Source organism: Vibrio sp. Y2-5, from assembly GCF_014596725.1.
GTDB lineage: Bacteria > Pseudomonadota > Gammaproteobacteria > Enterobacterales > Vibrionaceae > Vibrio.
Window position 1 is genome coordinate 330,352 of sequence record NZ_JACVEG010000001.1, and the last position, 25,440, is coordinate 355,791.

Below are 25,440 nucleotides of genomic sequence, written 5' to 3' on the forward strand. Positions count from 1 at the left end.
ACTGGTTCAATCAGCGATTACGTATAGCTATTTGAAACTATTCGGTTAAAGTGGTTGTGTAACAAAGGTAGTAATATTAGATGGAACACTGTGCGTTATTCAATTGAACAATACGATGCTAACGGCTTTCTTAAGGCTCCTAAATGGTTATGGCTAGGCTGGTTTTTCTTGTCGAAAGCTTGGATTGTATTTGTGATGGCAGGAGCCAGTCGCGACAGTGGACCGAAAATTCTAGGTTTGATTTACCCTGATCTCTCGATGTTGTATCTAGGGTTAGCGATGGGCGTGCCGAGTATTGCAATGATGTGGTTGGTCGGATTAAGACACCCTGACAGGCGCTGGGCGATATCATTCGCTAAATGGGGCAGAGAGGTAACGTTGTTAACGGCATTGGCGCAATTCGCTCAATCTGGGTATCACGTTTATCTTCAGCACGGTTCTTTTAGCTGGATATCCGCCTTGAGTATGTTGCTATTACTGTGGTTTGCTTTGTATGTTTATAACAGTCGTAGTGTCAGAGATTGCTTTCAAGTCCCTGTTTTGTATCGAACATGATCATTGTTAACTCATGATCGTGGTCAACATAGAGAAATATTTTTTAATTACACTCAGTCCATAACCAATGAGCATAAATGAATAGTGAGGATTTTTTATGTCAATGTCACAGACTGCAATTCTGCCTGAAGCAGGCCCATTTGCACTCTATAGCCTTTTGAAAATTCGCCAAAACCACGCTCATGTTTTACAACAGCTTCAAGCGTTGCCAGCACAAATCGCGGATATGAATGCCAATCAACCCGGTGCGGCTTTAACGGTATCGGTTTCTTTTACTAAAGCATTTTGGCAAAAGCTTGATGTTGCGATGCCAGAAGAGCTGATCGATTTTCAACCGCTAGGTGAAGGCAATGTATTAGCACCTAGTACGGATGTTGATGTACTGATTCACTGTCATTCAACTCGTCACGATTTGTTGTTTTACGTTTTACGCACATTCTTAGCTGAGACGGCAGAAGATGTGACGGTCGTTGATGAAACTTATGGTTTCCGCTACCTAGATGCTCGTGATATGACAGGATTCATCGATGGAACCGAAAATCCAAAAGATGAGAAACGTCAAGAAGTGGCACTGATTCAGGATGGTGAGTTTGCTGGTGGTAGCTACGTATTGCTGCAACGCTTTGTGCATGATTTGCCTGCTTGGAACCGTTTAAACATCGCTGCTCAAGAAAAAGTGGTAGGCCGTACTAAGCCTGACTCCATCGAATTGGATGATGTTCCAGCCGCTTCACACGTAGGTCGTGTTGATATTAAAGAAGAAGGTAAAGGGTTGAAGATTGTTCGCCACAGCTTACCGTATGGTACTGCAAGTGGTGAGCATGGTCTGCTGTTTATCTCTTACTGCCACACACTGCATAACATGAAAGTGATGCTAGAAAGTATGTATGGTGTGACTGATGGTAAAACAGACCAGCTGCTTCGCTTTACCCATGCTGTCACTGGCGCGTACTTCTTCGCACCTTCTCAAGAGATGCTAGCGAGCCTTGCTTTAAAGGCCTAGTTCGATAAAAAGAGAATAATCGTATAGATGAAAGCCGGACTGAATGTCCGGCTTTTTGCTTTAGATAAAACTCTTACTAAAGAAAATCTGCTCGCCACCGATATAGCTAACAGAATTAACCAGAAGTAGGTGGTTGCGTCTGTATGGCGGTAACGGTAAACACAAATGTCTCTGCTCTTGTGGCTCAGCGCCATTTGAACTCAGCTACAGAAATGCTTAATCAATCTTTAGAGCGTTTGTCTTCAGGTAAGAAGATTAACAGTGCTAAAGATGATGCGGCAGGTCTGCAAATATCGAATCGCTTAGAAACTCAGATGCGCGGACTTGATGTCGCTGTGCGTAATGCCAATGACGGTGTGTCCATCATGCAAACTGCGGAAGGGGCGATGCAGGAAAGTACCAACTTGCTGCAACGCATGCGAGATTTATCCCTTCAGTCAGCCAATGGTTCCAATAGCAAAGCCGAAAGAATCGCTTTGCAGGAAGAAATGGCGGCTTTGAATGATGAATTGAACCGAATCGCTGAAACAACCTCTTTTGGTGGGCGAAAATTGCTCAATGGTACTTTTGGACAATCTTCTTTCCAGATAGGCGCAAGCTCTGGAGAGGCGGTTCAGTTGTCGTTGAAGAACATGCGTTCAGACAGTATTGATATGGGCGGTTTCAGCTATGTAGGCCGTCGATCGCTGGATGAACAATGGCAGGTATCAAAAGGCAATAACCAGCTGATGATTCAGTATGTTGATGCGAGTGGCAAAGAGTCTTCAATCAATATTGACGCTAAAGAAGGTGACGATGTAGAAGAGCTAGCCACATACATAAACGGTCAAACCGATGAAGTATCAGCATCCGTCAATGAAGATGGTCAACTGCAGATCTTTATGGCGGGTAAAGAGACTTCCGGAACTTTGTCATTCAGTGGCAGCTTAGCCGAAGAGCTTCAAATGGATCTCAAAGGCTATGAATCTGTGAATGACCTGGATATCCGCTCCGCTGGTGGTGCTCAACGTGCTGTGTCGGTTTTAGATACTGCGCTGCAATATGTCGACAGTCACCGTGCCGAGTTGGGTGCATTACAAAACCGTTTTTCGCACGCGATCAATAATTTGGATAACGTGCACGAAAACCTAGCTGCTTCTAATAGCCGTATTAAAGACGCTGATTATGCGAAAGAAACGACGCAAATGATTAAGCAGCAAATTCTTCAACAAGTGAGTACCTCTATTTTGGCTCAAGCTAAGAAGCAGCCAAACGTGGCTTTATCTTTACTTGGTTAAAAAGAAAACGCACTGGGTAAAAGAAAATCAAGGTTTATCGACGCTGTGTTGTAAACCTTTAATAAAAAAATCGACTTTTTAAAACTTTTAATGCTTTCGTCACGTTTAATACGCCAAACGAAGTTTTTTTAAAAAAAACGAAAAATTTTTCTAAAGGTTCCCGAATAGGAGCCGTTATAGAAAGTAACTTTGAGAGAACTACTTGGTTTTCCGAGACGTCGGAAACCTGAACTACCGGAAAATCAATTGGAGAAATCACCATGGCAGTAAATGTAAATACCAACGTATCAGCAATGACAGCTCAACGTTACCTAAACGGCGCAACTAGCGCACAACAAACGTCAATGGAGCGTCTATCGTCTGGTTCAAAAATCAACAGCGCAAAAGATGATGCAGCTGGTCTTCAAATCTCTAACCGTTTGAACGTTCAAAGCCGCGGCTTAGACGTAGCAGTGCGCAACGCGAATGATGGTATTTCGATTGCTCAAACTGCTGAAGGTGCGATGAATGAAACGACTAACATTCTGCAACGTATGCGTGACTTGTCACTACAATCAACTAACGGTTCAAACTCTAAGTCTGAGCGCGTAGCGATTCAAGAAGAAGTATCTGCACTAAACGACGAACTAAACCGTATTGCAGAAACCACTTCTTTCGGTGGTAACAAGCTACTAAACGGCACATTCTCAACTAAGTCATTCCAAATTGGTGCTGACTCAGGTGAAGCTGTAATGTTAAGCCTAAACAACATGCGTAGCGATAACTCTAAGATGGGTGGTGTTAGCTACCAAGCAACTGAAAGTAAAGACAAAAACTGGGGTGTTCAATCAGGTGCAAACGACCTAACTATGTCTTTCACTGACAAAGCTGGTCAAGAGCAAACTATCAACATCTCAGCAAAAGCTGGCGATGACATCGAAGAGCTAGCAACTTACATCAACGGTCAAACAGACACAGTTAAAGCGTCTGTAAGCGAAGATGGCAAGCTACAAGTATTCGCAGGTACTGACAAACTAGACGGCGAAGTAGCATTTGGTGGTTCTCTTGCTGGTGAACTAGGTTTAGGTTCTGCTGAAGGTAAAGCAGTAACTGTGAACTCTATTGACGTAACATCAGTAGGCGGCGCTCAAGAATCTGTTGCTATCATCGACTCAGCGTTGAAATTTGTAGATAGCCACCGTGCAGAACTAGGTGCTTTCCAAAACCGTTTCAACCATGCAATCAGCAACTTAGACAACATTAACGAAAACGTGAATGCTTCTAAGAGCCGTATCAAAGACACTGACTTCGCGAAAGAAACAACTGCACTAACTAAGTCGCAAATTCTTTCTCAAGCATCAAGCACAGTGTTGGCGCAAGCTAAACAAGCTCCAAACGCAGCGCTTAGCCTACTTGGTTAATCCGCTTCCAGATGAAAAAATCCAGCTTCGGCTGGATTTTTTTTGCATTTAATATCTTGATTTGCTTATTAATTCTTCAAATGTTCAATTATTTTGCGAAAAAGTAATATTTTTTCTCTAAAGGTTGTTAATTCTTCGCCGTTACAGATTACGAGAGAAATGAGGTGTGCCGGAGAGAGGTGAGAGACTCGAAGGTATATCAACAATCTGCCTAAGGAGATCAATATGGCAATAAGTGTGAACACGAATGTCGCGGGGATGACTGCTCAGCGGTATTTAAACAATGCAGCGGACGGCACGCAAAAATCTATGGAGCGTTTGTCTTCGGGTTACCGAATCAACAGCGCAAAAGATGATGCGGCAGGTCTACAAATTTCAAACCGTTTAACTTCTCAAAGCCGTGGCTTAGACATGGCGGTAAGAAATGCGAACGATGGTATCTCTATTGCACAAACTGCTGAAGGTGCAATGAATGAGACTACCAACATCCTTCAACGTATGCGTGACCTTTCATTGCAATCTTCTAACGGTTCGAACTCGCGTTCTGAGCGTTTAGCAATTCAAGAAGAAGTGTCTGCACTTAATGACGAATTGAACCGTATTGCGGAAACCACATCGTTTGGTGGTAACAAGCTACTGAACGGCTCTTTCGGCAGTAAATCCTTCCAAATCGGTGCTGACTCAGGTGAAGCGGTCGCTTTATCTATGAGTAACATGCGTTCAGATACGACCGATATGGGTGGTAAAGCTTACCGTGCCCAAGAAGGTAAAGGATCGGATTGGAAAGTCGGCGAAGCGAAAGATCTAACACTGAACTACACCGACAAACAGGGTGAAGCTCGTGAAGTCACTATTTCTGCAAAAGCAGGTGATGACTTGGAAGAAGTGGCTACTTACATCAACGGCCAAAATGACGACATTAAAGCGTCAGTTGGTGAAGGTGGTAAGCTACAACTTTTCGCAGCAACTCAAAAAGTCCAAGGTGATGTCACTATTGGTGGTGATCTTGGTACCGAGATTGGCTTTGGCCAAGGTGAAGACCTGACTGTAAAAGATATTGACGTATCAACAGTTGGTGGTTCTCAAGAAGCGATTGCGGTGATCGATGGTGCTCTTAAAGCCGTAGATAGCCAACGTGCTTCACTAGGTGCATTCCAAAACCGTTTTGGTCATGCAATCAGCAACCTAGAGAACATCAACGAGAACGTGAATGCATCTCGTAGCCGTATTAAAGATACGGATTACGCTCGTGAAACCACTGCAATGACGAAGTCGCAAATTCTGCAACAAGCGAGTACGTCTGTTTTGGCTCAAGCGAAGCAGTCACCATCTGCGGCTCTTAGCTTGTTGGGTTAACTGATAAAGCTAACTGAGCTTTATAGGTAGCGTAATTGGAGAAAAGTTACCTCTAAGGTGGAAGGGAGATTGTTATGGAAGTACCATTACACACATCGAACGTCCAGCCTTTCGGCTCACAAAGTGGCATCAAATTTGCTTCAGAAAATGAAAGCGTAAATAACATTTCGACGGCGAAAAGGGAGGAACGACCGGTAGAGCGCTCAGATAAGGTTTATGAGCACATTTCACAACAGCTGGAGAAGACTAAGCAAGAGTCGGTCGACGCAGCAATTGAACGTTCTCGTGAACGTGAGAAGCTGAATGAAGAACGACGAGCTAAAATGGTAGAACAAGTTAGCGATTTTGTTAAATCTATCAACAAAGGGTTATCTTTCAGAATTGATGAAGAATCTGGTCGGGACGTAGTAACGGTATATGAAGCCTCAACAGGTGACATTATCCGCCAAATTCCTGAAGAAGAAATGCTTGAAGTATTACGACGTCTTTCCCGACAACAGGACCATAAATCGGGCTTATTGTCGGCTAAGGTGTAAATATGTTTTTGAGGTGGTTGAATGAGTTTAGGCCCAATGGGGATGAACACTGGCTTTGATATAAATTCAATGGTCAGCAAAATTGTCAATTCGGAGCGTGTTCCCAAACAGCAACGAATTGACAATGAGCGCGTTGGTATTGATACCAGTATTAGTGCCTATGGCCGACTCAGAGAGTCGCTGGATACGATGAAAAATCTGATGGCGAATTTTCGTCAGGAAAAGGCGTTTGCAGTTCGTTCTGTGGACTCCTCTGATGATAAGTCCGTCGTCGCGACAGCAACCACTGATGCCATCGCTGGTAAATACTCAGTAGATGTGTTGCAGCTTGCTCAGAGCCATAAAATTGCGTCTGATGTACTTCCTGAAGACGCAAAGTTTGGCCCGGGTAAGCTGCAAATTTCACTTGGCAAGAAAAGCTTCAATATTGAAGTAAAACCCCAATCTAAACTTATCGATATTGTTCGTAGCATCAACGGTGAAAAGAGTAACCCCGGTGTACGAGCTTCGGTAATCAACGACGTTGACGGACCTCGATTAATCGTTGCCTCGAATATTTCTGGTGAAGAAAACCGAGTCTCTATCTCGGCACAAGCGCAATCGGGCGATCCCCTAAAGTCTCTTGAGTACAAAACATTAGAAGACCGCGTTAAAGATCTAGAAAAAGCGCGTGCTTCAGCCCAGCAATTGATTGCCCCTTTGACACCAGAGCAGCAAAAGATTGCCGCCAAAGTGGCAGAAAAAATCGGTAATGCCGCCCGAGAAATTGATGAATCGGTTGCCGCTCAAGTTCAGAAAGTAGCAAAAGATAATAATGGCGTTGATGCTGATGGTGCAGAATTGTCTGATTCCGCCGTTAAAGCAGCCGCCAAGGCAGGCGCTGACGTTAACAAATATTTAAAACCAGAAGAACGTATTCCTGGTTGGACAGAAACAGCATCAGGTACTTTGTTGGACTCTTATTATGAGCCAGAACCAGAGCTTGATGACAAAGCGATAGACAAATCAAAAGATGTTCCTGGTTGGACAAATACAGCTTCAGGAACCTTGGTGGATTCTTACGTTACGCCAAAAGAAGCACAGCAAAAACTTGAACGGCAATTGGCGCAAGAAAAAGCCGATATCCGTGCAGCCGTACAAAACGGCAGCATGACGCCAGATGAAGCCAAAGCGATGGCGCGTGCAAAACTGACTCCGGAAGAACGTGAACTGCTTGAAAAAGTAGAGTCAGTCAACGAGCAACTGAAGGCGGCACAAGCCTCCTTTGATGCTTATTCGGGCATGACCGAAGTGCAATCTGCGCAAGATTCGTTAGTCGTGTTGGACGGTGTTGCTAAGCTTTCTAGTAAAAACAACGTGATTGAAAATGCAATTGAAGGCGTCGATTTAACGTTAAAGGGCAAGACTGAACGCAATCAGCAGCCTGCAGAAATTGACATCGAATACGATCGTAATAGTGTGCGCGAAGATATTGAGCAGTTTGTCAATGCGTATAACCAGTTCTATCAAGTCACTAAAGAGCTCTCTGGGGTTGACCCTCGTACCGGACAAGCTGGGCCTCTTGCGGGTGATAGTGTGGTACGCAGTGCAGACTCCCGTCTAAAATCGGTCTTCTCTAGTAAAATTGAACAAGCACCCGAGACGCTGCAAAGCTTAACTGAATTTGGTATCACGACTACACGCCAAGGGACGATGGAGATCAACTATGATATGCTCGATCGTCAATTAAATAACAACTTCACCAAGCTGGGCGACTTTTTTGGTGGTAATCAGGGCTTTGCGAAAAAAGTCGAAGATGCCATCCAAGGTATGACCGGTGTGACTGGCGTTATTCGCAATCGTGAAAAGACACTCACAGAGCGAAATTACCGTCTTAATGATGACCAAGCTGCACTTGATCGTCGAATGGATAGCTTGGAGAAAAGGACGTTCGACAAGTTTTCGGCCATGCAGGATGCCACAGGCAAAATGCAGTCTCAGTTAGCCGGTATGATGAACGCGCTAGGCTAATATGATGGATGAACAGCTGAAAGAGTTGAGCAATGTCGATAATCAAATTAAAGATTTATTGGCAGATGACGATATAAATGTTGAAGAAATTATTCAACTTGTCGATATAAGGGAACAGTTATTGCAAAGATTACTGACTGAAGTGTCAGAAAATCCAGCACTAGGCAAATCCCAATGTTGGCGAGATGCTGTTCGAGATACACAACAACTTGTTGAACTGATGCAGTCAAAAACCCTGTTAATCGGTAAAGATTTACAAAAATTCCGTCACGGTAATAAATCGGTTCAGCAATACAAAAAGTTTTTATAAAGAGGAAGACTATGCGTGGTTCTTTGCAGGCGTACAAAAAAGTATCAGTGGATAGCCAGCTAAGTGCGGCCTCACCGCATAAGATTGTACAGATGTTAATGGCTGGCGCTATTGAACGTTTGATTCAAGGTAAAGCAGCAATGCTACAGGGCAACGTCCCTGTTAAAGGCGAGCGCTTTGGTAAAGCTTTGGACATTATAATCAGCTTACGTAGCTGTTTATCTATGGATGATGGCGGTGAAATCGCACAAAACCTAGATCAGCTGTACGAATTTATGATCACGCAAATTGCCGAGGCTAATCATCAGAACGATCCGCAGATTGTGGATGATGTGATCGATATTATTCGTGAAATTAAATCGGCTTGGGATCAAATTCCTGCTGAATACCACAACCTGACTTCAAATGAAGTAGGCTTGTAAGTTATCTCTGAAAGTTTTAACAGAGCTCACACCAGCTAATTGCTTGGTTGCCTTATTTTTTTTATCACATAGAATAGAAGCCATTAGATAGCCTAATGGCTTTTTTTTGTTGCTGATTTTCACAGATTGACTATCGTATATTTAGAGCTACTTAAAAGACTAATTCAGCCGAATAACGATTCTTATTGTGTAGATACACCCAACTTTCCAGATTGAAGGCAAATATTCTCACCTATGCAAGGTTTAGCAAAATTGCTTGTGATTGAAGACGATCCGTCTATTCGTCTTAATCTCAGTATCATATTAGAATTTGTAGGAGAGCAGTGTGAGGTAATTGAGTCTTCGCTGGCTGATCAAATCAATTGGTCGGCAACGTGGACAGGATGCATTCTTGGATCGTTGAAAGATAATAAACTATCAGAATCATTAGCCTCATCGCTCGCAAGCGCAAATCACATTCCTCTTTTATTGGCTGATAAGCAGCCGTACTCTTTGGAAGAATTTCCTCAATTTGTTGGTGAGTTGGAGTTCCCTCTTAACTATCAACAACTGAGTGAAGCACTCCGCCACTGCAAAGCATTTTTAGGTCGTCAGGGCATTAACGTTGTCGCTTCAGACCGCAAGAACACTCTTTTTCGCAGTTTGGTCGGCCAGAGTAACGGTATTCAAGAAGTTCGCCATTTGATCGAACAAGTTTCTGGAACAGAAGCTAACGTATTGATCTTAGGAGAATCTGGTACTGGTAAAGAGGTTGTCGCAAGAAATATTCACTACCATTCACCACGTCGTGGCGGTCCTTTTGTGCCAATTAACTGTGGCGCAATCCCTGCGGATCTATTGGAAAGTGAACTCTTTGGTCATGAAAAAGGCGCATTTACTGGAGCGATTACCGCTCGTAAAGGACGTTTTGAATTGGCAGAAGGCGGCACGTTATTCTTAGACGAAATCGGTGATATGCCGATGACCATGCAGGTTAAATTACTGCGTGTATTGCAAGAACGTTGCTTTGAAAGGGTTGGTGGCAACACCACGATTAAAGCCAACGTGCGAATTATCGCTGCAACACACCGTAATTTGGAGAGCATGATAGAAGAACAGCGCTTCCGTGAAGACCTGTACTATCGTCTTAATGTTTTCCCAATTGAAATGCCTTCGCTTAAAGAACGCAAAGAAGACATTCCTCTGTTACTACGTGAGCTGATGACGCGTATGGAAGCAGAAGGTGCTCAGCCTATCTGTTACACACCAAGAGCGATTAACTCTCTGATGGAGCATGATTGGCCGGGTAACGTTCGTGAGCTGGCAAACCTCGTTGAGAGGATGGTTATCCTCTATCCAAATAGTTTGGTTGATGTTAACCATCTACCAACTAAATACCGTTACAGTGATATCCCTGAGTTTCAGCCTGAGCCAAGCCGCTTTAGTTCGGTAGAAGAGCAGGAGCGTGATGCTCTTGACAGCATCTTCTCAGAAAACTTCAGTTTAGATGCTTCAGACAATTTCACAGATGTTGATGTTCCGCAGGCGTTGCCACCAGAAGGGGTAAACCTAAAGGAGCTTTTGGCGGACTTAGAAGTGAGCCTGATCAACCAAGCTTTGGAAGCTCAGGGCGGTGTTGTTGCTCGTGCAGCGGATATGTTAGGCATGCGCCGAACTACCTTGGTTGAAAAGATGCGTAAGTACAATATGCAGCGCTAAAAAGCCATAGTACGAGTGAGTCAATTTATTGTCATTGAAATAAGTTGTTGAAATAAATATAGAATAGCCTGGCATGCATTTTGCGTGACAGGCTATTGTTGTATTGGAAGGCAGATTCTCGACGATGGTAGATCAAGTGCAAGAGCAGCATTCACATTTAGATTCCTTAGAAGACCAAGTAGAACGCTATAAGCAAGTTCTTGATGTCATGCCCGCGGGCGTGATTTTGTTGGATACCCAAGGGGTTGTGCGAGAAGCCAATCCTGAAGCGCAGCGCATTTTAGATGTTCCTCTTTTAGGCGAACGCTGGTACGCAATTATTCAGATTGCGTTTGCTCCTCGTGAGGATGATGGTCACGAAATCTCATTGCGAAATGGCCGTAAAGTGCGCTTGGCGATTTCCGCTTCGAATACAGGTCAGCTTATTTTGATCACTGATTTGACAGAAACTCGCTTGCTGCAAGCTCGAGTCAGTGATTTACAACGATTATCGTCTTTAGGGCGAATGGTGGCTTCTTTGGCTCATCAGGTGAGAACACCGTTATCGAGTGCCATGCTCTATGCTTCTAATCTGGGAGCACCCAATTTACCTACAACAACCCGTGAGCGCTTTCAAAGTAAGTTGATGGATCGTTTGTATGATTTGGAAAAACAAGTCAATGATATGTTGCTGTTTGCGAAAGGCGGCGACAACAAAGTAGTGAAACCATTTTCAATCGCTGATCTGGTTGGGGAGTTTTCTCCAATGGTCGAGACGGCGTTGAAAAACAACCAAATTGATTTTTGTCTCGAAGTGGAAGAGCAAGAGACAATGTTGCTGGGCAATTCGAATGCTATTGCCTCAGCATTAAGTAATTTAGTGATGAATGCGATTCAGATAGCTGGAAAAGAATCACAAATTGATGTGTTTTTCCGCCCTGTGAATGGAGAACTCAAAATATCCGTTCAAGACAGCGGACCCGGTGTACCTCTTGAGTTACAAAGTAAGATTATGGAACCTTTCTTTACCACTCGCTCGCAGGGAACAGGTTTAGGCCTTGCGGTTGTACAGATGGTCTGTCGGGCGCATGACGGACGATTAGAACTGATATCTGAAGAGGGGGACGGTGCGTGTTTTACCGTTTGTATTCCTTTGCAAAATCACACTGATTCCACTCACGCAGAAACTGGAGAATGATGATGGCACAAAGCAAAGTCTTAATCGTTGAAGATGATGAAGGCCTACGCGAAGCCTTAGTAGATACCTTAGCACTGGCTGGTTATGAATGGCTGGAAGCTGACAGTGCTGAAGATGCTTTGGTGAAACTCAAAAACAATTCTGTGGATATTGTGGTTTCAGATGTTCAAATGGGCGGTATGGGTGGACTTGCTCTGCTGCGCAACATCAAACAGCATTGGCCTAATTTGCCAGTATTGTTGATGACAGCCTACGCCAATATTGAAGATGCAGTTTCGGCGATGAAAGATGGTGCAATCGACTACATGGCTAAGCCATTCGCACCAGAAGTACTATTAAACATGGTCAGTCGTTATGCGCCAGTAAAATCAGACGATAATGGTGATGCGGTTGTCGCTGACGAGAAAAGTTTAAAACTGCTGGCTCTGGCTGACAAAGTAGCGAAAACCGACGCTAACGTGATGATTTTAGGTCCTAGCGGTTCCGGCAAAGAAGTGATGTCTCGTTACATTCACAACGCTTCACTACGTAAAGATGGCCCTTTCATTGCTATCAACTGCGCGGCAATTCCAGACAATATGTTGGAAGCGACTTTATTCGGTTATGAGAAAGGGGCTTTCACCGGTGCAGTGCAAGCGTGTCCGGGTAAATTTGAACAAGCGCAGGGCGGCACCATCTTGCTGGATGAAATCAGTGAGATGGACTTAAATCTGCAAGCTAAGTTACTGCGTGTTCTGCAAGAGCGCGAAGTGGAACGTTTAGGTAGCCGTAAGAGCATTAAACTGGATGTTCGTGTGCTTGCTACAAGTAACCGTGACTTAAAGCAATACGTGCAGGAAGGTAACTTCCGTGAGGACTTGTATTACCGTTTGAATGTTTTCCCAATTTCATGGCCTGCACTGAAAGATCGTAAAGCGGATATTGAACCGCTCGCGAACCATTTAGTGGAGCGTAACTGCAAAAAATTAGGTATGCCTGTACCTAGCCTTTCAGAGTCTGCCGTTACTAAGCTCAATGCTTATTCTTGGCCGGGCAACGTGCGTGAGTTGGACAACGTAGTGCAGCGTGCGCTGATTCTCAGTGAGAATGGACATATAGACCAAGAACATATCTTACTTGAAGGTCTGGATTGGCAGGATGCTTCGAGTCTTCAGAAATTGGTTGAAGGTGGCGAAACGGTTGCCACACCAGACATCAAACCCGTTGCTCAGGTTGATGTGTCTAAAATCGCTAACAGTAGTTCAGGCTTAGGTGGTGAACTGCGTGACCAAGAGTTTGCCATCATTATGGATACCTTGATAGAGTGTAATGGCCGCCGTAAAGAAATGGCTGAAAAGCTCGGTATTAGCCCGCGTACATTACGCTACAAGCTAGCGAAAATGCGTGATGCCGGTATGGACATTCCGGGGTGATTTAACTGAATATCAGAGTGGCACATAAATTGCTGCGTTACTGAACAGAGATGAAGTTTAGTCAAAGTTCTGGCTTTTGGGGTAGTAATGAATATAAACGGTTTACAGAGCGAAATGCAGGCGATGATGGTAGAAGCTACCAATTCACGCCCTGCGCCAACAGGACAAAAAATTGGCGCTGATTTTGGTGATATGCTTTCACAGGCTATCAACAACGTAAATGGTTTACAGAAAACCTCAAGCGACCTTCAAATGCGCTTTGATCGTGGCGATGAAGATGTCTCTCTTTCTGATGTCATGATTGCTCGCAACAAATCGAGCGTGGCATTTGAAGCCACTATTCAGGTACGCAACAAGCTTGTTGAAGCGTACAAAGAACTGATGAACATGCCAGTTTAGTGAAGGTGTGAATTGTGGCTGAGAATAAGCAAACAACCGATCTTACATTAAGCGATAGCGGCGGTGACCATAGCTTGATGTCGACTTCCGACATGGATATGGACACGCAAAACGTCGACGCTGAAGAAAAAAGCTCCTCAAAAATGGACTTCTCTATGGGTGACTTGGATTTACTACGCCAAGTTGTCCTTGTTCTCTCTATCTCTATTTGTGTGGCCTTAATTGTGATGCTGTTTTTCTGGGTTAAAGAGCCAGAAATGCGTCCATTAGGAGCTTATGATACACAAGAACTGATCCCTGTTCTTGATTACCTCGACCAGCAAAAACAAGACTACAAGTTAGACGGCAATACCATTCTGGTGCCGACTTCTGACTACAACAGTCTTAAGTTAAACATGGTTCGTGCAGGTATGAATCAGGAACGTCACGAAGGCGATGAAATTCTGCTGCAAGACATGGGCTTTGGTGTTTCGCAACGCTTGGAGCAAGAGCGTCTGAAACTCAGCCGTGAGCGCCAACTTGCTAAAGGCATTGAAGAGATGCGCCAAGTGAACAAAGCGCGTGTGCTTCTTGCTCTGCCTAAACAAAGTGTGTTTGTTCGTCAAAACCAAGAAGCGTCTGCGTCGGTATTTTTAACACTGCGCACTGGTACCAATCTAAAACAAGGGGAAGTCGATTCCATTGTCGATATGGTCGCGAGCGCGGTTCCGGGAATGAAACCGACACGCGTTACGGTGACGGATCAACATGGACGTCTGCTTAGCTCTGGTTCACAGGATCCGGTTACGGCTGCTCGTCGTAAAGAGCAGGAAGCTGAGCGTAAGAAAGAGCAAGACTTACGTGAAAAAATTGATTCAGTTTTGATTCCGATTTTAGGTTTGGGTAACTATACCGCTCAGGTGGACGTTGAACTGGATTTCAGCGCGATAGAGCAGACTCGTAAACGTTTTGACCCAAATACTCCTGCGACACGCAGTGAATACACTTTAGAAGATTACAATAACGGTAATGTAATTGCCGGTGTACCGGGCGCATTGAGTAACCAGCCTCCTGCTGATGCCTCTATCCCACAAGATGTGGCGCAGATGAAAGATGGCTCTCTGATGGGGCAAGGGGCTGTTCACAAAGAAGCGACCCGAAACTTTGAATTAGATACGACAATCAGCCACGAGCGCCGTCAAACAGGTGTGATTAACCGTCAAACTGTCGCTGTTGCAATTAAGAACCGAAGCAGCGTCAACCCGGAAACGGGTGAAGTCACCTATACACCTGTAAGCGATAGTGAATTGCAAGCCATTCGTCAGGTATTGGTTGGTGCCGTTGGTTTCAGTGAAAACCGTGGTGACTTGCTGAATGTATTGAGTATGAACTTTGCTGAACCCGAAGTTGAAACTATTGCTGATGTGCCAATTTGGGAGCACCCGAATTTCAACGATTGGATTCGTTGGTTGGCAAGTGCAGCAGTGATTATGGTTATCGTGTTGGTGCTGGTACGCCCTGCGATGAAGAAACTCCTCAATCCATCTGTGGATGACGATGATCAACTATACGGACCTGATGGTTTACCGATTGGTATCGATGGGGAAACCAGCCTGATTGGTAGTGATATAGAAGGTGGGGAACTGTTTGAGTTTGGCTCTGGCATAGACTTACCGAATTTACATAAAGACGAGGATGTACTCAAAGCAGTACGTGCTCTGGTTGCCAACGAACCTGAGCTTGCAGCTCAAGTAGTTAAGAACTGGGTGGCTAACGATGCCTAATGAAATAATCAATCAAGACAACCGAGAGCTAACTGAATTAGAAAAAGAAATTGCTGATATTCCCGGTGAAGAGCGTGCAGCAATTTTGCTACTGAGTCTCAATGAGGCAGATGCAGCGGCAATTATCCGTCACCTTGAACCTAAACAGGTGCAACGTGTGGGTAGTGCTATGGCGCGGGCAAAAGACCTGAGCCAAGGCAAAGTAACGGCAGTACACCGCGCGTTTTTGGAAGATATCCAGAAATACACCAATATCGGTATGGGCAGCGAAGACTTCATGCGTAATGCGTTGGTTGCTGCACTGGGTGAAGATAAAGCGAATAACTTGGTTGACCAAATCCTGTTGGGTACCGGTTCTAAAGGTCTGGACTCTTTGAAATGGATGGACCCTCGTCAGGTTGCGAGCATTATCGTCAACGAGCACCCACAAATTCAGACTATCGTATTGTCTTATTTGGACCCAGATCAATCCGCAGAAATACTGGCGCAGTTTGCTGAACGTGATCGTCTAGACTTAATGATGCGTATTGCTAACCTTGAAGAAGTTCAACCTTCAGCACTGGCTGAGTTAAACGAAATCATGGAGAAACAGTTCGCAGGTCAGGCTGGTGCACAAGCAGCGAAGATTGGCGGCTTGAAAGCGGCGGCAGATATCATGAACTACCTCGACAACAATATCGAGGGAGCTCTTATGGATCAGATGCGTGACCAAGACGAAGATTTGGCAACTCAGATTCAAGACCTTATGTTCGTGTTCGAGAACTTGGTCGAAGTCGACGATCAGGGTATTCAGAAATTGCTGCGTGACGTTCCGCAAGACGTTCTACAGAGAGCTCTTAAAGGTGCAGACGACACGTTGCGAGATAAGATCTTCAAGAATATGTCTAAACGTGCTGCTGAATTGATGAAAGATGACTTGGAGGCAATGCCACCGATCAAAGTTTCTGATGTGGAAACGGCGCAGAAAGAGATTCTTGCTATTGCCCGACGTATGGCTGACAACGGTGAGCTGATACTGGGTGGTGGCGCAGACGAGTTCTTATAAAACGAATGGTTGCTGAAATAGCACTGATGACTACATCGGTTTTGTAAAACAGGTCTTCTTAATATAGGACTGTTGTTCAGACAAGATAACAGCCCATAAGGCCAGCTTAACCAGCCGGCCTTTTTTATCTTTAGATAGGAAATATGATGTCAGGTGAAAGAAAGCGCGGTTTTATCCGCCTCGATTCTGATGAAACTGTTGAACAGACGAAAAAGTGGGGTCTACCAGACTACACCTCTGAGATGCATAAAAAAGCAAAGGAAACGGCGCTTAATTATGATCCGAGCTGGATTCCGAATTTCGATGAGCCTGAAACAGAAGAGCCTGTCGTTCTTACTGAAGAAGAAATTGAATTAATCAAACAAGCTGCTTATCAGGAAGGCATTGAGCAAGGCAAAGCAGAAGGTTATCAAGAAGGTTTCCAACTGGGCCAAGAAGCTGGTCATAAAGTCGGCCAGGAAAAAGGCTTTCAAGAAGGTAGTGCTGAAGGTTTGGAAGCTGGCCAGCAAGTTATCCAAGAACACGTTCAAATCTTTATGAGTCTTGCGAACCAATTTGCTCAACCCCTTGAACTGATGAATGCACAGGTTGAAAAGCAGCTGGTGGATATGGTGCTGTCACTAGTGAAAGAAGTCGTGCATGTTGAAGTACAAACTAATCCGCAGGTGATTCTCGACACAGTGAAAGCGTCGGTTGAAGCTCTGCCTATTGCCGGACATGCCATCACACTTAAATTGCATCCAGAAGACTGCGAAATCATCAAGCAGGCTTATGGTGAACATGAACTGGATACCCGCAACTGGACACTCATCAGTGAACCGGCTTTAAGCCGCGGCGATGTTCAAATTGAAGCGGGTGAATCAAGTGTCAATTACCGAATGGAAGACAGAGTTCGCAGTGTATTGCAGAGCTTCTGTGGAACTAACCGTCACCAACAGGGCCATGAATAATGCTTCAACTGGCTGATAGACTCTCACAATATAAAGTCCATGGACTCAAAAGCAGACCAATAGCCTCTGGCAAGTTGGTGAGAGTGGTTGGTTTAACATTAGAAGCCACTGGTTGTCGTGCGCCGATTGGCAGTCTGTGCTGTGTTGAAACCATGTCTGGCTCGATGGAAGCTGAGGTTGTCGGTTTCTCTGGTGATCGTCTATTTTTAATGCCCAGTGAGCAGATCACAGGCGTGCTTCCGGGGGCGAAGGTTACTCCTCTAACCGTCGAAGCAGGTTTGCCTGTTGGTATGGAATTACTCGGTCGAGTAATTGATGGTGTAGGAACACCTCTTGATGGCCTTGGTCCGATTTATACCGACCAAAAGGCATCATTTAACGCTGACCCAATCAACCCTTTAGCACGTAAGCCAATCAGTGAACCGCTAGATGTTGGTATTAAAGCCATCAATGGTCTATTGACGGTCGGTAAAGGCCAGCGTATCGGTTTGTTTGCCGGTTCAGGTGTCGGTAAATCGGTGACCTTGGGCATGATGACTCGAGGTACAACGGCACAAGTCGTTGTGGTGGGGCTCATTGGTGAACGTGGTCGCGAAGTTAAAGAATTTATTGAAGAAATTTTAGGTGTGGATGGCAGACAACGTTCTGTCGTTGTGGCTGCACCTGCGGATTCATCACCATTAATGCGTTTAAAAGGGTGTCAAACTGCGCTGACTATCGCGGAATATTTCCGTGACCAAGGTTTAGACGTACTACTACTCATGGATTCGCTAACCCGTTTTGCGCAAGCTCAGCGTGAAATAGCATTGTCAGTCGGTGAACCTCCTGCAACCAAAGGTTATCCACCTTCGGTGTTTGCTAAATTGCCTGCGCTGGTTGAACGAGCGGGTAACGGCGGTCCTCATCAAGGCTCCATTACTGCATTCTTTACGGTGTTAACCGAAGGGGATGATTTACAAGACCCAATCGCTGATGCTTCTCGCGCGATACTTGATGGTCACATTGTTCTGTCTCGTGAAATGGCCGATGCGGGTCATTACCCAGCTATTGATGTTGAGAAATCGGTCAGCCGTGTTATGCCGCAAATAACCACTGACGAGCATGTATTGATGTCAAAAGCCGTGCGTCAGATATTGTCTACCTGTCGTAAAAACCAAGATCTTGTTTCAATAGGGGCTTACAAACCGGGTACGGATCCTGCGATAGACAGCGCCTTTACTCTTAAACCAAAACTGGATGGTTTCTTACAGCAAACCATGAAAGAGTCGGTACCTTACGATATGTGTATCAGCATGCTTAAGAATGTACTCAATGTGGGGTAATGGCTGAATGGATAATGCTCTCGAATTTTTGCTTGAACAGGCGAAAAGTAAAGAAGATAAAGCAGTGATGGCTTTGGGCAAGGCTCGCAGCGAACTGGAAGACTATTATCATCAGCTTAAACAGATTGAGCAGTATCGCTTGGACTATTGCCAACAGCTTGTGTCACGTGGTCAAGCAGGATTAACCGCCAGTCAGTATGGACACTTAAATCGTTTCTTAACACAACTTGATGAAACCTTATCGAAGCAGCGACAAGCGGAACAGCACTTCAAAACACAAGTAGAGAACTGCGAGTCTTATTGGTTGGATGTCCGTAAACAGCGCCGTTCTTATGAATGGTTAATTGAGAAAAAACAGGCGGAACGTCAGCGTTTAGAAGAGAAACGAGATCAGAAGATGATGGATGAGTTTTCCACACTGAACTTTAACCGTCGACGCACAAATTCTTTGTAGAACTCACTTTTCATTGTCCAGTGAAACTGTCAATTGGCTCGTTTTTTGCAGTTCTTTATACAATTTTAACGCGAACAGATTAGCAACCCTTTGCTGACGGGAAATCCCCGTCTTAAGCGGCAAAGGTTTGCAGTGATTAATGCGAGTGAGCTGTGTATGAATGTCAATGTAACTCCTTCAGTAGAGACTTCGAAAGTCACCAATGTCGCTAAGCCTGCGTCTGCGCAGGATTTAGTGAGTGGTGATAGTGGAGAATCAAAAGGCTTTTTGGAAAGACTGGCTTCACTGCTGCTTGGTAAAAGTGATGCTCCTGCCTCTAGCGATAGCGCTTCCGATGCGAAGGATATCAAATCTGTAGAAGGCTCAGAAATGAAAGCAACCAGCACTGATGAGCTTCTTAGCCAAGGTGATGATGTTGATAAAATCGCTGTTAAAGCTGAAAGTGACGCTGACGTTTCCGTTGAGCCCAAGTTAGTGTCAGATGACGAGAGTGCTGAGGTTCCAGAAAACCTCAAGCGTTTCATTGCGTCTGAAGAGCCTGAACACGCTGAAATAAAAGCGAAAACGGCCAAGGCGATGGATGAGGGTGATAAGATCTTAGGCCGTTTGCAAGAAGCAAATCAAACTCTGGTTAAAAAGGATGGCAAGGCTTTGCCACATGAAAAAGAGACCGATCTTTCTGAGCAAATTGCACAATCTGAAAAAATGCAAAGTGGTGCTGATTCAGAACTCGATCCAGAGCTGGTCGCTCAGTTGAATTCGACCCAATCTCAAACATTGCAACAAGATCCACCTCTGAAGTATTCAGAGACTGATGTCGATGTACTGGCAACACCAGAAACAAACGCTAAAGATATCAAAGTGCTGAGTGACAGTGAACAAGCCGCCATTTTGGCTAACCAGTCTAAGCTCACTGAAGCGAATGTGCCAAATCAAGAAGCTTTGGCGGCTCAAGGTGTTAACGTTTCAAAAAGCGCCGCAGTTTCACAACAAGTTATGGACTCTCAAGATACCTCAGATTCACAAGATATGTTGGTTTCAAAAGAAGCGTTAGCACCTGCAGCGATTCCTTGGGGTAATATCAATACTGAAGCGGCAAATGTAGCGGCCGAGGTGAGCAGTCTCAGTGATGGCAAAGTCGCGGTTAAATCAGCAGCACATGCAGCGGTCTCACAGCCTTTGCTTCAAGGCGCACAAAACCCACAGGGAATGTTAAGCCAAGCAGACAAGGCGATGATGGCGCAATCTCAAATGCCTGTCCATGCTGAAGCTCAGGCACAGATGCAACAAGTTACGAACGTTCAGGCTAACCCAATGTTAGCTGGAGCGATGACAAATCAGATTGACCCGACAGTAAATCAAGCTGCTCTTAAAGCTGGTTTAGGCGCTAAAGCGTTAAATGCGTTGATGGAAGGTAATAAACACAGCGAAGGTGCCGATTCACATTTGGCACAGCAACTTTCAGCGGCAGCGGGCCAGCAGGGATTAAACAGTCCTCAAAGTTTACGTAGTGAGCCTCTACAAGTGGCTCAACAAAACATACCTTTGCAGTTATCCAGAGGTGATATGGCGGCTGAGCAGATGGCAGAACGTGTACAAGTGATGCTATCTAAGAACTTGAAGAATATTGATATTCGCCTTGACCCACCCGAGCTTGGCCGTATGCATATTCGTATGAATATGAATGGCGACGGTGCAACGGTACATTTTACTGTGGCTAACCAACAAGCTCGTGATGCTCTTGAACAATCCATGCCAAGACTGCGTGAAATGTTGAATAACCAAGGTGTTCAGTTAGGAGATACATCTGTTCAGCAACAAAGTTCTGGTCAGCAGCAGCGCTATGCGGCAAGTGGAGATGGTTCCGGTGGTCAATCTGCGAGCGGTGATAACCGACAAAGTGAAGAAAACCTTGATACAAACGTCAAACTTGATTTGAATGTGGCTTCAAAGCGTGATGGAATCAGTTATTACGCTTAAACTAAGTAAAAAATAACAACATAGAGAACATTATGGCTGTTGAAGAACTCCCAGCAGAAGCTCCGAAAGGTAAAAAGAAACTACTGATCATCATTATTGCTGTCGTTGTGTTGTTAGTTGGCGGTGTCGCAGCCTTTTTCCTCATGGGCTCCGACGATTCAAGTCAAGATAGTGAAATGAGCACTAGCCAAGCTTCTACTCAGGTAGAGCCGGTTTCTTATGTAAACATTGCTCAGCCGTTTGTGTTTAATGTGACCAGTGATACTCGCAATCGCGTAGTTCAAATTAAAGTACAGCTAATGGTTAGAGGCAGCGAGAACGACAACCTTGCTCGTTATCACTCTCCTCTGATTGAAAGTACATTGCTTGCAACGTTTGCCTCTGCAACGGTTGAGCAATTGCGAGAAGTGACAGGCCGTATTGAGCTACGTGATAAAGCGACCGATGACATTAAAGCCGTAATGACGAAAGTGGTTGGTAAACCTGTCATTGAACGTGTGTTGTTTACTGATTTTGTAATGCAGTAGGTGAAGAGTGACCGATCTATTAAGCCAAGACGAAATTGATGCGCTACTCCACGGGGTAGATACCGTTGACGAAGTAGAAGAAAACCTCGACACTGCGGATGAAAGTGCCATCTCGTTCGACTTCTCGTCACAAGATCGTATTGTTCGTGGTCGAATGCCAACGCTCGAACTTATCAACGAGCGTTTTGCCCGTCATATGCGGATCAGTTTGTTTAACATGTTGCGTAAAACCGCCGAAGTATCGATCAACGGCGTGCAAATGATGAAGTTCGGCGAATATCAAAACACCCTTTATGTTCCTACCAGTTTGAACATGGTTCGTTTCCGTCCGCTTAAAGGGACGGCACTTGTAACCATGGAAGCTCGTCTTGTTTTTATCTTGGTAGAAAACTTCTTTGGTGGTGATGGCCGATATCATGCGCGTATCGAAGGGCGTGAATTTACCCCAACCGAGCGTCGTGTTACTCAGCTACTGCTTAAAATTGTGTTTGGCGATTACAAAGAAGCTTGGTCTCCAGTGATGGGGGTTGAATTTGAATACTTGGATTCGGAAGTAAACCCAAGTATGGCGAACATTGTCAGCCCAACAGAAGTGATTGTTGTGAGCTCATTCCATATTGAAGTGGATGGCGGCGGCGGTGATTTCCACGTTGTTATGCCTTATTCGATGGTTGAGCCTATCCGAGAGCTTCTTGATGCGGGTGTTCAGTCAGACAAGATGGAAACAGACGTTCGTTGGAGCTCGGCGCTTCGCGAAGAGATCATGGACGTGCCTGTTAACTTCCGAGTGAATTTATTAGAACAAGATATTGCGTTACGTGATCTTATGGAGCTTCAGGCGGGGGATATCATTCCAATTAAGATGCCTGAACATGCCGTTATGTTTGTTGAGGAATTGCCAACCTATCGCGTCAAAATGGGACGCTCTGGTGAAAAAATGGCAGTTCAGATTTCAGAAAAAATTAGACGTCCTGATGTGGTTAAAACTGACCTCGCATTTCTTGGCAAAGATATTATTGCCGAGTTAGATGACGAGGAAGATGAAGACGACGAAGAGTTGATTGATTAATAGAATAGGTAGCCTAGATGTCAAAGTCAGATGATCAAAAGCTTGCAGATGAGTGGGCAGCAGCCCTTGGCGAAGATCCAAGCGCGCCAGATATAGATGTTGATGAAATTTTAGCGGCACCTTTGGATGAGTTAAAAGACACCACTTCACCAATTACGGATGATGAGCGTCGTAAACTTGATACCATCATGGATATTCCCGTGACCATTTCAATGGAAGTTGGGCGCTCTAAAATCAGTATCCGTAACTTGCTGCAACTTAACCAAGGTTCCGTTGTGGAGCTTGATCGTATTGCTGGTGAGTCTCTGGATGTGATGGTTAACGGCACGCTGATTGCTCACGGCGAAGTGGTTGTGGTCAACGATAAGTTCGGTATCCGTTTAACGGACGTAATTAGTCAAACAGAACGTATTAAGAAATTGAGATAACATTATGCGAAAATTCATAGTGTTATCTTTGATTACCAGCCCTGCGCTGGCAGCTCAAAGCGATCAGTTCGATATAGCGACTACATTAGGGTCGCTATTGTTCGTTATAGCCATCATCATTGGTATGGCCTGGTTACTCAAACGGATGCGAGTCCCTGCATTTGGTCAGCAAAAGGGCTTGAGCGTCGTTCGCCAGTTACCTATTGGCACCAAAGAGCGTTTGATGATAGTACAAGCGGGAGAGGAGCAATTTCTGATTGGTGTGACATCTCAGTCAGTTCAGTTGATCTCTAAATTGGAAACTCCATTGACTCAGGAGGAGCTAGAGTCGGTACCATTTTCTAACACTTTGACTCAGCTACTAAAAAAGAATGATAAAAACACACCTGTTTGATGTGTTGCGCAATCTATGGGCTCGCTTAGCGCTTATTGTCTGGGTGAGCGCTTTGGTATTTACGCCGTTAGCTTACGCGCAACAAGAGCTGGAAACACCTATCCCTACAACGGCTGCAGGTGCGCAGGATGTCACTGTGACTGCAATGCAAAAAGACCAAGGTGCTTCACGTACTATCGCTATGGGCAGTAGCAGTGGTGGTGCGGGAATTCCCGCTTTTACCATGACCACCAATCCGGATGGCAGCGAAGATTACTCGATAAACTTACAAATTTTAGCCTTAATGACCATGCTGGGCTTTTTGCCTGCCATGGTCATTTTGATGACTTCATTTACCCGAATCGTGGTGGTGATGTCGATACTTCGACAGGCGATGGGTTTGCAGCAAACACCATCAAACCAAGTCATCATTGGTATCGCCATCTTTTTGACCTTCTTCATCATGTCACCGGTGATAAACAAGATTAATGAAGAGGCGGTGCAGCCATATCTGAATGAACAGATGACCGCTAAACAAGCGTTTGATACCGCCCAAATCCCAATGAAGGATTTCATGCTCAAGCAGACTCGCGTGAAAGACTTGGAAACCTTCGTCAACATATCTGGCTCTGATGTGCAAAATCCAGAAGATGTCTCTATGGCGGTATTGATTCCAGCGTTTATCACATCTGAGCTGAAAACCGCTTTCCAGATTGGCTTTATGCTGTTTTTGCCATTTTTGATTATTGATTTGGTGGTGGCTTCGATATTAATGGCAATGGGTATGATGATGCTGTCTCCGATGATCGTTTCATTGCCATTTAAACTTATGTTGTTTGTGTTAGTTGATGGATGGAACTTGATTCTCTCCACGCTCGCCGGCAGTTTTGCGTTATAGCGAGGAGAGTGTATGACTCCTGAGGTATTTGTTGAAATCTTTCGCGACGCGTTATGGATGGTGCTCATTATGGTGTGCGCTATCATAGTCCCTAGTCTGCTGATTGGTTTGGTGGTGGCTATTTTTCAGGCCGCTACGTCAATCAACGAACAAACCTTAAGTTTTTTGCCGCGTTTGATCGTTACACTGCTGGCTTTGATGGCGTTTGCACACTGGATGGTGCAAATGCAGATGGATTTCTTCTATTCCATGATTGAGCGTTTGCCTCAAGTTCTCTACTAGGAGCAAGCATGGAGTACCCAGCCACCGTCGTCCTTGATTTTATCGCCAATTATTTTTGGCCATATACGCGCATCTCCGCGATGTTGATGGTAATGACGGTAACGGGGGCCCGCTTTGTTTCTGCTCGAATCCGACTCTATTTCGGCTTAGCCTTAACCTTGGCAATCATGCCCGCCATTCCAGCGGTGCCGGAAAACATTCAACTGCTTTCTCTTCAAGGGTTTATGATCACCTTGGAGCAGTTGGTTATCGGTGTATCGATGGGGATGGTGACGCAGTTTATTATTCAAACCTTCGTTATGCTCGGCCAGATACTTGGTATGCAGTCGAGCTTAGGTTTCGCTTCCATGGTGGACCCTGCTAACGGTCAGAACACGCCGTTGCTTGGCCAGCTATTCATGTTTTTAGCCACTATGTTTTTCCTTGCCAGTGATGGGCATTTAAAGATGATTCAACTGCTGGCATTTAGCTTTAAAAGCTTACCCATTGGAGGGGGAGGGCTGAACAACTTAGATTTCCAGCAGATGGCTTTATGGTTCGGAACTATATTTAAAGTGGCGTTGAGTATGTCGCTGTCGGGCATCATTGCGTTGCTGACAGTGAACTTGTCATTTGGTGTTATGACTCGTGCTGCACCGCAGTTGAATATTTTCTCATTGGGTTTTGCATTTGCCTTGATGGTAGGCTTGCTGCTTTGTTGGTTTATCATCAGTGGTCTTTACACTCACTACGAACTCTATTGGTTGCAAGGCGAGCAACAAGTGTGCAGCCTCATCCGGTTAGATTGTTAGCTT

26 protein-coding genes are annotated in these 25,440 nt (G+C 44.9%); all 26 read left to right on the top strand.

The features are described from left to right. Positions 1-90: 90 nt before the first annotated feature. The 26 genes from HUO09_RS01590 (at position 91) to fliR (ending at position 25,437) form a co-directional block, all read left to right on the top strand. The gene (locus HUO09_RS01590; RefSeq protein WP_188232772.1) at positions 91-555 is read left to right on the top strand and encodes a DUF2919 domain-containing protein; all 465 of its coding nucleotides are present in this window, start codon (positions 91-93) and stop codon (positions 553-555) included. A 97-nt stretch (positions 556-652) separates the two neighbouring features. Next, positions 653-1,558 carry a Dyp-type peroxidase gene (locus HUO09_RS01595; RefSeq protein ID WP_188232773.1) on the top strand — a complete coding sequence of 302 codons (906 nt, stop codon included), beginning with the start codon at positions 653-655 and terminating at the stop codon, positions 1,556-1,558. A gap of 143 nt (positions 1,559-1,701) precedes the next feature. After that, a complete protein-coding gene (locus HUO09_RS01600) occupies positions 1,702-2,835 on the top strand; it encodes a flagellin (protein ID WP_188232774.1) in 1,134 nt (377 codons plus the stop codon). 260 nt (positions 2,836-3,095) lie between these two features. Further along, the gene (locus HUO09_RS01605; RefSeq protein WP_188232775.1) at positions 3,096-4,235 is read left to right on the top strand and encodes a flagellin; all 1,140 of its coding nucleotides are present in this window, start codon (positions 3,096-3,098) and stop codon (positions 4,233-4,235) included. Positions 4,236-4,460: 225 nt separating this feature from the next. Continuing rightward, a complete protein-coding gene (locus HUO09_RS01610) occupies positions 4,461-5,591 on the top strand; it encodes a flagellin (RefSeq protein WP_167413755.1) in 1,131 nt (376 codons plus the stop codon). A 74-nt stretch (positions 5,592-5,665) separates the two neighbouring features. Then, positions 5,666-6,127: a flagellar protein FlaG gene (gene flaG, locus HUO09_RS01615; RefSeq protein WP_188232776.1), complete on the top strand. Its 462-nt coding sequence runs from the start codon at positions 5,666-5,668 to the stop codon at positions 6,125-6,127. Between the two features lie 21 nt (positions 6,128-6,148). Beyond that, complete coding sequence (gene fliD, locus HUO09_RS01620) at positions 6,149-8,137, top strand: flagellar filament capping protein FliD (RefSeq protein ID WP_188232777.1); 1,989 nt, start codon at positions 6,149-6,151, stop codon at positions 8,135-8,137. A 4-nt stretch (positions 8,138-8,141) separates the two neighbouring features. Beyond that, positions 8,142-8,447, top strand: a complete 306-nt coding sequence (locus HUO09_RS01625; RefSeq protein ID WP_167413752.1) for a flagellar protein FliT — start codon at positions 8,142-8,144, stop codon at positions 8,445-8,447. Between the two features lie 11 nt (positions 8,448-8,458). Next, positions 8,459-8,869: a flagellar export chaperone FliS gene (gene fliS / locus HUO09_RS01630; RefSeq protein WP_188232778.1), complete on the top strand. Its 411-nt coding sequence runs from the start codon at positions 8,459-8,461 to the stop codon at positions 8,867-8,869. Between the two features lie 234 nt (positions 8,870-9,103). Beyond that, the gene (locus tag HUO09_RS01635) at positions 9,104-10,567 is read left to right on the top strand and encodes a sigma-54 dependent transcriptional regulator (RefSeq protein ID WP_188232779.1); all 1,464 of its coding nucleotides are present in this window, start codon (positions 9,104-9,106) and stop codon (positions 10,565-10,567) included. 124 nt (positions 10,568-10,691) lie between these two features. Continuing rightward, the gene (locus tag HUO09_RS01640; protein ID WP_167412969.1) at positions 10,692-11,744 is read left to right on the top strand and encodes a PAS domain-containing sensor histidine kinase; all 1,053 of its coding nucleotides are present in this window, start codon (positions 10,692-10,694) and stop codon (positions 11,742-11,744) included. A 2-nt stretch (positions 11,745-11,746) separates the two neighbouring features. Beyond that, positions 11,747-13,156 (top strand): sigma-54 dependent transcriptional regulator, encoded by a 1,410-nt coding sequence (locus tag HUO09_RS01645; protein ID WP_188233177.1) that lies wholly within the window; start codon positions 11,747-11,749, stop codon positions 13,154-13,156. Between the two features lie 87 nt (positions 13,157-13,243). Further along, on the top strand, positions 13,244-13,555 hold the full coding sequence (gene fliE / locus HUO09_RS01650) for a flagellar hook-basal body complex protein FliE (protein WP_167412967.1): 312 nt from the start codon (positions 13,244-13,246) through the stop codon (positions 13,553-13,555). 14 nt (positions 13,556-13,569) lie between these two features. Continuing rightward, positions 13,570-15,318, top strand: a complete 1,749-nt coding sequence (gene fliF / locus HUO09_RS01655) for a flagellar basal-body MS-ring/collar protein FliF (protein WP_167412966.1) — start codon at positions 13,570-13,572, stop codon at positions 15,316-15,318. Then, positions 15,311-16,363 carry a flagellar motor switch protein FliG gene (fliG, locus tag HUO09_RS01660; RefSeq protein WP_167412965.1) on the top strand — a complete coding sequence of 351 codons (1,053 nt, stop codon included), beginning with the start codon at positions 15,311-15,313 and terminating at the stop codon, positions 16,361-16,363. The genes fliF and fliG overlap by 8 nt, the downstream gene beginning before the upstream one ends. 146 nt (positions 16,364-16,509) lie before the next feature. Then, positions 16,510-17,313, top strand: coding sequence for a flagellar assembly protein FliH (gene fliH, locus HUO09_RS01665; protein WP_188232780.1), 804 nt, complete (start codon positions 16,510-16,512; stop codon positions 17,311-17,313). Further along, on the top strand, positions 17,313-18,635 hold the full coding sequence (gene fliI, locus HUO09_RS01670) for a flagellar protein export ATPase FliI (protein WP_167412963.1): 1,323 nt from the start codon (positions 17,313-17,315) through the stop codon (positions 18,633-18,635). The genes fliH and fliI overlap by 1 nt, the downstream gene beginning before the upstream one ends. Positions 18,636-18,642: 7 nt before the next feature. Beyond that, complete coding sequence (gene fliJ, locus HUO09_RS01675; protein ID WP_167412962.1) at positions 18,643-19,089, top strand: flagellar export protein FliJ; 447 nt, start codon at positions 18,643-18,645, stop codon at positions 19,087-19,089. Between the two features lie 156 nt (positions 19,090-19,245). Continuing rightward, positions 19,246-21,069, top strand: coding sequence for a flagellar hook-length control protein FliK (locus tag HUO09_RS01680; protein WP_188232781.1), 1,824 nt, complete (start codon positions 19,246-19,248; stop codon positions 21,067-21,069). A 32-nt stretch (positions 21,070-21,101) separates the two neighbouring features. Continuing rightward, positions 21,102-21,596: a flagellar basal body-associated protein FliL gene (fliL, locus tag HUO09_RS01685; protein ID WP_188232782.1), complete on the top strand. Its 495-nt coding sequence runs from the start codon at positions 21,102-21,104 to the stop codon at positions 21,594-21,596. Between the two features lie 7 nt (positions 21,597-21,603). Then, complete coding sequence (fliM, locus tag HUO09_RS01690) at positions 21,604-22,665, top strand: flagellar motor switch protein FliM (RefSeq protein WP_167412959.1); 1,062 nt, start codon at positions 21,604-21,606, stop codon at positions 22,663-22,665. 17 nt (positions 22,666-22,682) lie between these two features. Beyond that, positions 22,683-23,093, top strand: coding sequence for a flagellar motor switch protein FliN (gene fliN, locus HUO09_RS01695; RefSeq protein WP_102963102.1), 411 nt, complete (start codon positions 22,683-22,685; stop codon positions 23,091-23,093). A 4-nt stretch (positions 23,094-23,097) separates the two neighbouring features. Continuing rightward, the gene (gene fliO / locus HUO09_RS01700) at positions 23,098-23,487 is read left to right on the top strand and encodes a flagellar biosynthetic protein FliO (RefSeq protein ID WP_188232783.1); all 390 of its coding nucleotides are present in this window, start codon (positions 23,098-23,100) and stop codon (positions 23,485-23,487) included. Continuing rightward, the gene (gene fliP / locus HUO09_RS01705; protein ID WP_167412957.1) at positions 23,465-24,364 is read left to right on the top strand and encodes a flagellar type III secretion system pore protein FliP; all 900 of its coding nucleotides are present in this window, start codon (positions 23,465-23,467) and stop codon (positions 24,362-24,364) included. Before fliO ends, fliP begins: the two co-directional genes overlap by 23 nt. Positions 24,365-24,376: 12 nt before the next feature. Continuing rightward, positions 24,377-24,646, top strand: a complete 270-nt coding sequence (gene fliQ, locus HUO09_RS01710) for a flagellar biosynthesis protein FliQ (RefSeq protein WP_188232784.1) — start codon at positions 24,377-24,379, stop codon at positions 24,644-24,646. A gap of 8 nt (positions 24,647-24,654) precedes the next feature. Further along, positions 24,655-25,437 carry a flagellar biosynthetic protein FliR gene (gene fliR, locus HUO09_RS01715; RefSeq protein WP_167412955.1) on the top strand — a complete coding sequence of 261 codons (783 nt, stop codon included), beginning with the start codon at positions 24,655-24,657 and terminating at the stop codon, positions 25,435-25,437. Positions 25,438-25,440: the final 3 nt, after the last annotated feature.